Here is an 11,783-nt window from a genome sequence, read left to right as displayed (position 1 = left end):
TGTTATACATATTTTAAAGGCTGATTTCTCAGCCTTTAATATTGATTAAATTGCACAGCTTGTACATTCTTCAACACTTAGTAATTTATTTCTTGTGTAATAAAGTGACTTTAATCCTTTATGATGCGCATAAACATAAAGTCTTGCAAGCTCTCTCGTAGATATATCACTATTTACAAATAAAATCGTACTGATTCCCTGATCCACATGTTCCTGAATCGTTGCAATTAGATCAATCAACTTCATTTGATCCGTATTAAATGCTGACTTGTAGAACCACATCGTCTCAGGCGATAAGAATGGCATCGGATAGAATGTTTCAGCATTACCATATGTTCTACGCTCAATTTGATCAACAATCGGCATTACAGAACTCGTTGCATTTTGTACATACGAAATGCTTTGTGTTGGCGCAATCGCTAAACGATATGCATGGAATAAACCGTTCTTCATTACTTTATCCTTTAAGTCTGCCCAATCTTGTGGAGATGGCATATCGATGCCTTCAAATAATGCAGTTACTTTGTCAGATTTCGGACGGAAGTCTGTTGCAACGTATTTATCAAAATACTTACCAGATGCATAATCTGATTTTTCAAAGTCAGCAAACGTTTCGTTACGTTCCATTGCAATTTCCATAGAACGTTGTAACGAATAGAAGTTCAGCATCATAAAGAATGTTGCTGCAAACTCTTTCGCTTCCTCTGATTCATAACCGATTTGGTTTTTAGCTAAATAGCCATGCAGGTTCATAACCCCTAAACCAACCGAATGTAACTCACGGTTCGCTTTCGCGACACCTGGTGCATTTTTAATATCCGCTTCATCACTAACAGTAGTGAGCGCATCCATTCCAATATGAACAGAGTCTTTAAACTTCTTAGATTCCATTACATTTACAATATTCAGCGAGCCTAAGTTACATGAAATATCGCGTTTAATTTCATCATCTGTACCATAATCATTAATGATTGAAGTTTCTTGTAACTGGAATATTTCCGTACATAAGTTACTCATTTTAATTTGACCAATATTAGAATTTGCATGTACTTTATTCGCATTATCTTTAAACATTAAGTATGGATATCCTGATTGAAGTTGTGTTTGTGCGATCAAGTTTAACATTTCACGCGCATCTTTAGATTTCTTCATAATATTCGGATTTTGTACAAGCTCGTCATACATCTCATCAATATTTAAGTCATCTAACGTAATACCATATTCTCTTTCTACTGTATGAGGTGCAAACATAAAGAAGTCTTTACCTTCCTTAGCAAGATCAAAGAACTTGCTCGGTACGATTAATCCAGTTGAAATCGTAGATAAACGTAAATCTTCATCAGCATTAACTTTCTTAGTATCTAAAAACTCCAGCACATCATAGTGGAAAATGTTTAAGTAAACAGCCCCTGCACCTGGACGTTGTCCAAGCTGATCTGCATAACTGAATCCACCTTCAAGTGCTTTTGCTACAGGTAATACTCCTTTAGCAACACCTTTAATGCCTTTAATTGCTTCACCACGTGCACGTAACTTAGATAAGTTAATCGCAACTCCACCGCCAATTTTTGATAATTGCTTTGCAGTTGAATCAATATAGTTAATAGAATTCAAACTATCATCTACTTCCAGTAGGAAACAAGAAACGAGTTCGCCACGTCTTGCGCGACCTGCGTTTAAAAATGTTGGTGTTGCAGGTTGGTAACGCTGTTCGATCATCGCTGAAATTAATTGCTTAGCTTTTTCAACGTCACCTTTAGCTAAATATAAACTTACAATAATAACGTGTTGTTTATAATCTTCTAAATACTGCTGTTTATCATTTGTCTTTAGTGCATAATCTTTGAAGAATTTACTTGCTGACATGTAACTTGCAAAATTAAAAGGAATGCTTTCTGCAAAGTTGATAATCGTATTCAAATCATCTTCACTATATTCCTTGAATAAATCATAGTAAAAATCCTGTTCAACAAGATACTTAAGTCGTGCGATAGGAGAATCAAATGTTATCGTCTTGTCCTTAATTTCTTCTAAGTAAACTTTAAGTGCTTCCTGGTCTTTCTCAATATCAAAAAAACCGTCTTCTCGACGCTTCGTCACCTGGTTATTTAATTCAATATGATTGTACTGTTTCTCTTGTGCGATTTTCACTTATTCCTTCCACCTTTATCATAAATTCTTTAACGTCTTTTTCATTGCCATGTAATTCAAACTTCATTAATAAAGGCACATGATACGTCGTGCTAATTAAGTCTCCTGCACGGCCAAAATTCTGCCCCCAGTTTCTATTACCACTCGCTGCAACAGCTATTAAGTTCGTGCGATGTCGATCCAGAAACTGTTTTACTTGGTCTGGAATCTCGCCAAACCCTATCGTTCCTGTTACAATGATATATGGCTCGTTAATACCCTCTGCCTGTTCAAGCGGCAGTGTATTTGCATATTTAGTTTTCTGAATAAAGCGTCTCACATTACCAGTTAGCGAATAATAGACGATCAGCATAATATCACTCCTCTCGTTTAAGAGCAGCATATGTTATGACAGTATAAACAAACTACTCAAAAATCTATGTATTATCCTATTGACTTTTATCTATTCGCAAGTATTGTGTTCGCCTCTGAACCGAACACAAGATATAGTGGTTCGTTTTTGAATAACCACAACATATACGACTAATTATAGCATTTATAAGGGTCTTTTCAATGTTTAAACCTTGTAATTTTATAAATTTTAGGGGTTGACTTTTTTATAACTCGAGCAACCTATTGATACTACTCAGTTTGAATATCGAAAGAAATTTTGTACATAAATTCTTGAAATTATATTCACACTTTTCATAAAGGAGCATTCAATTGAACAATAAAATTAAAGGTATATTATGGTTAATTGCAGCATCTATCGGATTTAGTTTAATGGGTGCATTTGTTAAATTATCTGGTGACCTGCCTGTCATTCAGAAATCACTTTTTCGAAATATTATCGGGATGATACTCCCCCTTTACTTTGTATATAAATACAGAGCGCCTTTATTCGGGCATAAAGAGAATCAAGGAACACTTATATTACGAAGTTTATTCGGACTTATCGGTGTGCTACTAAATTACTATGCGATAGATCGCATGGTGCTGAGTGACGCAGATATGCTCAATAAACTAAGTCCTTTCTTCACGATTATATTCTGCGCGTTCTTCTTAAAGGAATATATAAGACGTTATCAGATGATTAGTATGGTCATCGCATTTATCGGTGCACTGTTTATCATTAAGCCAAATTTCAGTTCAGATATGTTTATCGCAATTATCGGTGTGCTCGGTGCAATGTTTGCAGGATTGGCTTATACAACATTACGTGTTCTCGGTTCGAAAGAGAAATTTTATACGACTGTGTTTTATTTTTCTTTCGTATCAACGCTTGTACTTATTCCACTTACATTGCTGACATATGAGCCGATGACAAATGTTCAAATCATTTATCTTATATTATCTGGTGTATTTGCGACACTCGGGCAATTCGGACTAACAATCGCATATAGTTATGCTCCGGCAAAAGATATTTCAATTTTCTTTTATACAACAGTGTTATTCAGTGCAATTATAGGGTTTATATTATTTAATGAAACACCGGACTTACTTAGTTACCTTGGATATATTATAATATTCTTTGCGAGTTACTATATGTTCGTCAAAGCAAAAGTAAAACAGGTTCAATAGGAGGCTATTATGTCAGGAAGACAAAAAGAAGAATTACAGGATATTACGTTACTTGGGAATCAGAACAATAAATATTTATATGAATATGACTCATCTATTCTCGAGTCATTTGAAAACAAACATCAAGGTCGTGACTATTTCGTTAAATTTAATTGCCCAGAGTTCACTAGTTTATGCCCAATTACAGGACAACCTGACTTCGCTGCAATTTATATCAGCTATATCCCAAACATTAAAATGGTTGAATCAAAGTCATTAAAACTATACTTATTCAGTTTTAGAAACCACGGAGATTTTCATGAAGACTGTATAAATATTATCATGAATGATTTAATCGAACTTATGGACCCACACTACATTGAAGTTTGGGGTAAGTTCACTCCACGTGGCGGCATTTCAATTGATCCATATACAAATTACGGACGTCCGGGAACGAAGTACGAAGATATGGCGCAATACCGCTTAATGAATCATGATTTATACCCTGAAACGATAACGAATCGATAAGTTCAAACAAATATTAAGAAAGTATTAACAACTGATTACAAGACGTAGTTGTTAATACTTTTTTTAAAATTTGAATTGTCTAAATATTCATTTAGGTGTACAATATTATTTTGTTATAGCATTTCAATCGAGAGGGGAAAAAATATGTCTCAACATACAAGAGAAGAAATTGTAAACAGTATGCCGAGAACGGGATTCTTCGGGCACCCTAAAGGTTTGTTTACATTAATGGTTACTGAATTCTGGGAACGTTTCAGTTATTATGGAATGAAAGCAATATTAGTTTATTACTTATATTATTCTGTTAAAGATGGCGGTTTCGGATTACCGGATGCATTAGCTTTACAAATCGTATCGATATATGGTGCGATGATTTATATGAGTGGTGTTGTAGGAGGATGGCTAGCTGACCGTTTTATCGGAACACGAAAAGCGATATTATATGGTGCCATTCTGATTATGATTGGTCATATATTATTATCTTTGCCGAACAACTTTACGTTATTACTTGTTGCACTTTTATTTATTATATTAGGAACAGGATTACTTAAACCGAATATTTCTTCAAACGTCGGAGAAATTTATGAGAAAAATGACCCGAAAGTAGATGCTGCATTTACACTATTTGTAATGTCAATTAACTTAGGGGCATTCATTTCACCATTAATCGTTGGTTGGTTACAGAAGAATGTCGGCTTCCATTACGGTTTCGCTGTCGCAGCTGTCGGTATGTTCTTCGGGTTAATCGTTTATGTATTACGTGCAAAACCTACTTTAGGTTTATCAGGACTGGATATTCCAAACCCTGTAACACCTGAAGAGAAAAAGAAAACAATTAGCTTTGTATCAGCAATTGTTATCGCCTTTGTTATTTATTTCATATTCGCGCAACTTACTGGCAACTTAAACTTACAATCATTTATGTCACTCGTAACAGCGCTTGGTATTGGTTTACCAGCAGTTTACTTTATTATGATGTTTGTATCTAAAAAGACAACATCTGAAGAAAAATCACGTGTTGCAGCTTATATTCCATTATTTTTAGCATCGGTTGTTTTCTGGTCAATACAGGAGCAAGGTTCAACAATTCTTGCTGCTTTTGCCGATAAAAATACACAGTTAGATTTAGCTAAAGTGACAAATGGTGCAATTAACTTTGTAATTCCACCAGCATGGTTCCAATCATTAAACCCATTATTTATTGTAACTTTAGCACCATTATTTGCTTGGTTATGGGTAAAACTTGGTCGATTTAATCCACCAACTGTTGTTAAGTTTAGTATTGCATTATTTTTAGCAGGCTTCAGTTATGTCGTAATGGTTTATCCATTAACACATAATGGAGACACATTGATGAATCCAGCATGGTTAGTTTTAAGCTATTTGCTCGTAACGATGGCAGAACTTTGTTTATCACCCACTGGTTTATCAGTAACAACGAAACTTGCACCTAGCGCATTTACATCTCAAATGATGAGTGTATGGTTCTTATCAAATACAGTTGCGCAATTATTTAATGGTCAAGTACTTGTTAAATATTATGATACTGTTAATAACGCAACATACTTCGGTAACATCGGTATGGTTACAATTGGATTAGGTGTCGTATTACTAATAGTAAGTCCATTTATGAAACGTTTTATGAAAGGCGTTCATTAATATCAACCACGAAATGATATAAATTCATTTCGTGGTTTCTTAATTTAGATAAAATATATATTTTACTAATATTTTATTTTTAATTTTTAATATATAAAACTAAATTTAAAAACGCTATCATATCAATACTTTAAGTGCAATTTTTTATTTTTTAAATATTCCGTCTTTTAAAAAAGTTATTGAATGAAATTGATTAAGTGATAAAATTATATATTGAAATAACATTAATTTTCAGAATTTTTTTATTACGGAAGGTGAAGAGATGAGAACGATGAAATATTCTCGTGAAGAGATGGTAGAAAGTGTACCGCAAACAGGATTCTTTGGTCACCCTAAAGGACTAGGTATTTTATTCTTTGTTGAGTTTTGGGAACGTTTTAGTTATTACGGTATGCGTGCAATATTAATTTATTATATGTATGACACGGTTGCTAACGGTGGTCTTGGAATGGATAAGACGACTGCAGCAAGTATCGGTTCTATGTATGGTTCATTAATCTTTATGACAGGTATATTCGGTGGATGGATTGCGGATAGATTAATCGGTTCACGTAAAGCATTACTATATGGTGCGACATTGATCATGCTTGGTCACGTTGCTATGAGTTTACCATTCGGTATTCCGGCATTTTTAGCTTCAATGTTTTTAATTATCGTTGGTTCGGGTTTAATGAAACCTAATATTTCTAATGTCGTTGGTGGATTATACCATAAAAACGATAGCCGTATGGACGGTGGATTTGTAATTTTCTATATGTCTGTTAACATGGGTGCATTTTTATCACCACTTGTTGTTGGAGCATTACAGAAAAATTATAACTATCATATCGGATTTTTAGCAGCAGCAATCGGTATGGCACTTGCATTAATCGTCTACGTTATCTTTAACCGTAAATCTCTTGGATTAGTAGGTGTTGAACCAACACACTTACTTGTTGGAGAAGAGAAAAAGAAATATGCAAGAAATATCGGTATCGCATCGGTTGCATTAATCATCATTATTGCTATAACGTTATCAATGGGAATTTTAACATTTAACACATTCTCATTCGTTGTTACAATTTTAGGTGTTGCATTACCAATTATATACTGGACAACAATGTACAGAAGTAAAGACGTTACAAATACAGAACGCTCAAGATTACTTGCGTATATTCCATTATTCTTAACGAGTGTCATGTTCTGGGTAATTCAGGAGCAAGGTGCAAATACGTTAGCATTATTTGCAGCTGAACGTACACAACTTGATTTAAAACCTTTATTAGGGATTGATTACAAAATACCAGCAGCGTTCTTCCAGTCATTAAACCCAATGTTTATCGTACTGTTAGCGCCTGTTCTATCAGCCTTATGGGTAAAACTTGGTAAACGTAATCCAACGACACCATTCAAATTTACTTTAGGGATATTATTCGCCGGTTTAAGTTTCTTAGTTATGATTGTGCCATTAACTCAATCAGGCACACAACTTATCAATCCATTATGGCTCGTATTATCATTCTTACTATGTGTTATTGGAGAGTTATGTTTATCACCAACTGGTTCTTCAGTATCTGTTAAACTTGCACCTGTTGCATTTAACTCTCAAATGCTAAGTTTATGGTTCTTATCAAATGCGACAGCGCAAGGTTTAAATGCACAGTTCGTTAAACTGATCGAACCGCTTGGATATACAAAGTACTTCATGTTTATCGGTGCAATTGCAATGACACTATTTGTTATTGTACTCATCAGCAACAAATGGATTTCTAAAAAAATGGAAGGCATCCATTAATAAAACACAGTGCATATGCACTGTGTTTTATTTTGTAGTTTTGAGGTATAAGAATAAGACAAAACAATTCATAATTAGAGGTGTCGATATGGAAACATATAATAATGGGATTTTGTTCTATCATGACAAAGCCGGTCAAGGTGATGTTCATGAAATTATCGGTGAAGTGACAAAGCCGTTATCGAAGATGATTCACCACTTGACGGTTTACCGTAGTTTAGAGCAAGGTGAAATTTATCAGTTACTTACCGAAACGAAGCAACAGTATGATATTTATTTAATACTCGGGGGAGACGGAACCGTACACGAACTCATAAACGGCATGATTGATGGTGGTCACAATAAACCGATTGCCATTCTTCCTGGTGGAACGTTTAACGATTTCACGAAAACATTACACTTAAATCCTAATCCAGTACGCGCTGCCGAACAACTATTAGATGCTGAATTACGAACGTATGATGTACTCAGGACAAATGAACGATATGCTTTAAACTTTGCGGGAATGGGATTAATGGTCGAAAATTCATTAGGGGTTAATCCTGAAGTAAAAAGTAAGTTTGGTAAATTCAGCTACTTATTCTCAGCCTTAAAAAATGTCACAAACCCTAAATTTTTTGACTATAAAATTCAAGTTGATGATAAACAATACGCAGGTACTTCGTCAATGATTCTGATCGCAAATGGACAATTTGTAGGCGGCAATCGAATTCCCCTGTCAGAACTTTCACCAAACGATGGCGTACTGAATGTCTTTATATTTAAAGACAGTGGTCTGAAGACGTTTACGGAAATGATCGGTGAAAAATCTGAAGTCAATTGGAATGAAATCAGTCAGAACATTGAACATATTTCAGGTAAACAAGTACGTGTCGAAACGAAAGATACGATTGATGTCGATGTTGATGGCGAAATTGATTTAGCGACCCCGCTACATATAGATGTCATACCAGGTAAACTCAAAATATTAACTGCTCAAGTATCGACCCTATTCTCATAAAAAACTTGCTGAACGTTTGTTCAGCAAGTTTTTATTTATTAATATATTTATTCATCTCCAAAAAAGTAACGTTCAACATCCAGCCATGATGTGACACGATCAAATTCTGTAATACTTTGATTATGCACTGCATCAAAAATAATACCTTTTCCATTAAAAGCACGGAGTTGTCTCGGATTATCATCGATTAAATAATCGGTTGCTACAATTCCTTTATATCCGCAGAAAATAAAATGCTGAGGATCTAAAAACGGAAAATGTTCCTGTAACCATGCATACTTTGCATCAAATGATGTCGGTACGTCCATTGCAGCAGTTGCAATAAACACATCATAATGTTCGTTTAATCGCTTTACGACACGAATTGCATCAGGAAACACTTCTAAATCTCTAAAGAAACTGCGTTCTAATAATAATTCATTTAAGTGATTCACATATTCCGGATATTCCGTGCGTAATTTCTTTTCAAGTAAGTCTTCTTTTTTTATCGACATACCTGTACGTTCATTAAACTGTAAAATTACTTTCTTTAAAGTATCCGCTAACACTTCATCCATATCAATTGCAATTGACTTTCTCATATTTATCATCCTTTTAAGTATTATACTTCCATTATAGTCCAATGAGCGAATACATTGAAATTATTTAATAATACCTTCTTTCTTTAAATATGCTTTCGCAACACTTTCCGGCGTTTTATCATTATATGTAACTTCATAGTTCATCGCCTGCATTTCTTCATCTGATATTTTATTTGCGAGTAAGTTAAGTGCACGCACGACTTCTGGATTATCTTTAATTGTACTTTGTTTTAATAACGGTGCACCTTGGTATGGCGGGAAGAGATGTTTATCGTCTTTAAGGACAACCATATCATATTTTTTCAATTCAGCATCTGTTGAATATGCATCTATTAAATCAATTTTGTCTTGCTCAATTGCCTGATAACGAATTTTCGGTTCCATCGTTTTCACTTGATTAAATTTAATACCATGCTTTTTCTGAATACCTTTATATCCGTCATTACGATCGTTGAATTCTAAAGTGAATCCGACGCGAATATCATCTTTTACTTTTTCTAAATCAGAGATTGTTTTTAAATTATGGTCCTTAGCATATGAACGCTTTACTGCAAGTGCATATGTGTTGTTATACTTCATTGGTTGTAATAACGCCATATCAAACTGCTTTAAACTGTCATTTGCCTGCTGATATACAGCTTTTTCAGTTGTTCCTTCTGGATTCTCTTTCGAAATTTCACCGAGTACTGTTCCTGTAAACTCAAGGTATCCATCAATATCATCTGATTTTAATGCATTGAATAAAAATGTCGTTTTACCCATACCAGGTGATACTTCTACAGTTGTATCCGTTTTATCCTCAATTACGAGCTTATACATATTCGTAATAATTTCCGGCTCTGTACCAAGCTTCCCTGCAAATTTAAGCTTATGGTCATTGTTAAAGAGTAATGGCCATACCGCTACGATAAGAAATATTAACAGCATCGTGCTAAGAACGTAGAGTAACTTTCTGTAACTCAGCTTCTCCATACGTTTTAACAGAAAATCAAATAATAAAGCAAGAAGTGCAGCAGGGATAGCGCCAAGAAGTAATATACTCATATTATTACGATCAATTCCGAGTAATATTAAATCCCCTAATCCACCTGCACCGATAAATGCAGCGAGTGTCGCTGTTCCGATAATTAAAACCATCGCTGTTCTTATACCAGCCATTATGACCGGCATTGCTAAAGGTATCTCCACTTTCGTTAACTGTCGATATGTATTCATACCAATACCACTCGCCGCTTCTTTAAGAGAAGGATCCACTTCCTTTATGCCGGTATATGTATTACGGAGTATCGGTAGTAACGCATATATTACGAGCGCAATGATTGCAGGTACACGCCCGATTCCAAATAACGGTATCATTAATCCTAATAACGCGAGTGATGGAATCGTCTGCAGGACCGCTGTAATATTGATAATCGGTTCAGCTAACTTTGTATGTCTTGTTAAATAAATCCCAATCGGAATCGCGATAAATGTCGCAATTAATAGTGCGATAAATGAGATTTGAATATGTTCAAATAACGCCTCTAATAATTCATACTTTCGTTGGTTAAATGTCTGCCATAGCGCCCCCATTACATCGCCTCCTGACTTAACTGATGTAATACATCCGCTCTTGAAATTACTCCGATTTGCGTTTCATGTTCAATGACAGCAATATAAGCATGCTCTGCTAATAACTTGTACACATACGGTAATGAAGCATCCGGAGCAACTACTGCTGTCGTTTCTGCATTAATATTACGCATTAAATTTCTTGCGTAGCGCTCTGTTTGAACCGCATTACCCATAAACGTTTTAACGAAATCATTGTTCGGTGTATTAATAAATGATTCAGGTGTTCCGATTTGTTCAATTTTTCCTTTGTTCATAAGACAAATTCTATCTCCAAGTTTTAATGCTTCAGATATATCATGTGTAACAAAAATAATCGTTTTCTTAATTTCAGATTGCAGACGAATTAAATCATCCTGTAATTTCTCACGTGAAATCGGGTCCAGCGCACTAAATGGTTCGTCCATTAATATAACAGGCGGATCTGCCATAAGTGCACGTACAACGCCAACACGTTGTTTCTGTCCACCTGATAATTCATCAGGAAAACGATTTAAGAAGTCATCGCTCGGAAGCCCGACCATGTTCAGTAACGTAACGGCATCTTTATCGATACGCTCCTGTGAATACTTCTTCATTAAAGGGACTTGACTAATATTCTCCTTTATCGTCATATGGGGGAATAGCGCGATTTGCTGCAGTACATAACCAATATCCCAGCGCATCTCATCTAGTTTATAGTCACTTACGGGTTCACCTTTAAAATAAATAAACCCTTCTGAAAGCGGAATAAGCCGATTAATCATTTTTAATGTTGTCGTCTTACCACTACCAGAAGGACCGATAATTACGAAAAACTCACCTTCATTTATTTCAAAGCTGATATTATCAACGACGGTTTTATCTCCATAACGTTTCGTAACGTTTTTAAATTTTATCATGTCACACCTCATAAACAGTTTATTGTTTTACTTATAACCTAAAATTGGTAGTTTAAACA

10 protein-coding genes are annotated in these 11,783 nt (G+C 34.9%); 5 read left to right on the top strand and 5 right to left on the bottom strand.

Going from position 1 to position 11,783, the window contains the following annotated elements; translation table 11 throughout:
* Positions 1 to 45: 45 nt before the first annotated feature.
* A complete protein-coding gene (gene nrdE, locus LAU42_RS02845; RefSeq protein ID WP_224184185.1) occupies positions 46 to 2,151 on the bottom strand; it encodes a class 1b ribonucleoside-diphosphate reductase subunit alpha in 2,106 nt (701 codons plus the stop codon).
* Positions 2,114 to 2,503: a class Ib ribonucleoside-diphosphate reductase assembly flavoprotein NrdI gene (gene nrdI / locus LAU42_RS02840; protein WP_224184184.1), complete on the bottom strand. Its 390-nt coding sequence runs from the start codon at positions 2,501 to 2,503 to the stop codon at positions 2,114 to 2,116. The genes nrdE and nrdI overlap by 38 nt, the downstream gene beginning before the upstream one ends.
* Before the next feature lie 350 nt (positions 2,504 to 2,853).
* Between nrdI and LAU42_RS02835 the strand changes: the two genes are divergently transcribed.
* From LAU42_RS02835 to LAU42_RS02815, 5 genes are all read left to right on the top strand, one after another.
* A complete protein-coding gene (locus tag LAU42_RS02835) occupies positions 2,854 to 3,711 on the top strand; it encodes a DMT family transporter (protein ID WP_224184183.1) in 858 nt (285 codons plus the stop codon).
* A gap of 6 nt (positions 3,712 to 3,717) precedes the next feature.
* Entirely contained in the window at positions 3,718 to 4,218 is a 501-nt protein-coding gene (queF, locus tag LAU42_RS02830) for a preQ(1) synthase (protein WP_224184722.1), read from the top strand.
* 144 nt (positions 4,219 to 4,362) lie between these two features.
* Entirely contained in the window at positions 4,363 to 5,877 is a 1,515-nt protein-coding gene (locus tag LAU42_RS02825) for a peptide MFS transporter (RefSeq protein ID WP_224184182.1), read from the top strand.
* Positions 5,878 to 6,139: 262 nt separating this feature from the next.
* Positions 6,140 to 7,651, top strand: a complete 1,512-nt coding sequence (locus LAU42_RS02820; protein WP_420908208.1) for a peptide MFS transporter — start codon at positions 6,140 to 6,142, stop codon at positions 7,649 to 7,651.
* 88 nt (positions 7,652 to 7,739) lie between these two features.
* The gene (locus LAU42_RS02815) at positions 7,740 to 8,651 is read left to right on the top strand and encodes a diacylglycerol/lipid kinase family protein (protein WP_224184181.1); all 912 of its coding nucleotides are present in this window, start codon (positions 7,740 to 7,742) and stop codon (positions 8,649 to 8,651) included.
* A gap of 47 nt (positions 8,652 to 8,698) precedes the next feature.
* Here the strand turns inward: LAU42_RS02815 and LAU42_RS02810 are convergent, their stop codons facing one another.
* From LAU42_RS02810 to LAU42_RS02800, 3 genes are read right to left on the bottom strand one after another with little or no spacing between them, the layout of a single operon-like run.
* Positions 8,699 to 9,232 carry a 5' nucleotidase, NT5C type gene (locus tag LAU42_RS02810; RefSeq protein WP_224184180.1) on the bottom strand — a complete coding sequence of 178 codons (534 nt, stop codon included), beginning with the start codon at positions 9,230 to 9,232 and terminating at the stop codon, positions 8,699 to 8,701.
* Between the two features lie 60 nt (positions 9,233 to 9,292).
* Positions 9,293 to 10,804, bottom strand: coding sequence for an ABC transporter permease/substrate-binding protein (locus LAU42_RS02805; protein ID WP_224184179.1), 1,512 nt, complete (start codon positions 10,802 to 10,804; stop codon positions 9,293 to 9,295).
* Complete coding sequence (locus tag LAU42_RS02800) at positions 10,804 to 11,724, bottom strand: ABC transporter ATP-binding protein (protein WP_224184178.1); 921 nt, start codon at positions 11,722 to 11,724, stop codon at positions 10,804 to 10,806. Before LAU42_RS02800 ends, LAU42_RS02805 begins: the two co-directional genes overlap by 1 nt.
* Positions 11,725 to 11,783 lie beyond the last annotated feature (59 nt).

Source organism: Macrococcus armenti (genome assembly GCF_020097135.1).
GTDB lineage: Bacteria > Bacillota > Bacilli > Staphylococcales > Staphylococcaceae > Macrococcoides > Macrococcoides armenti.
The sequence above is the reverse complement of the archived record's forward strand: the minus strand, read 5'-3'. Positions and strand labels throughout refer to the sequence as shown.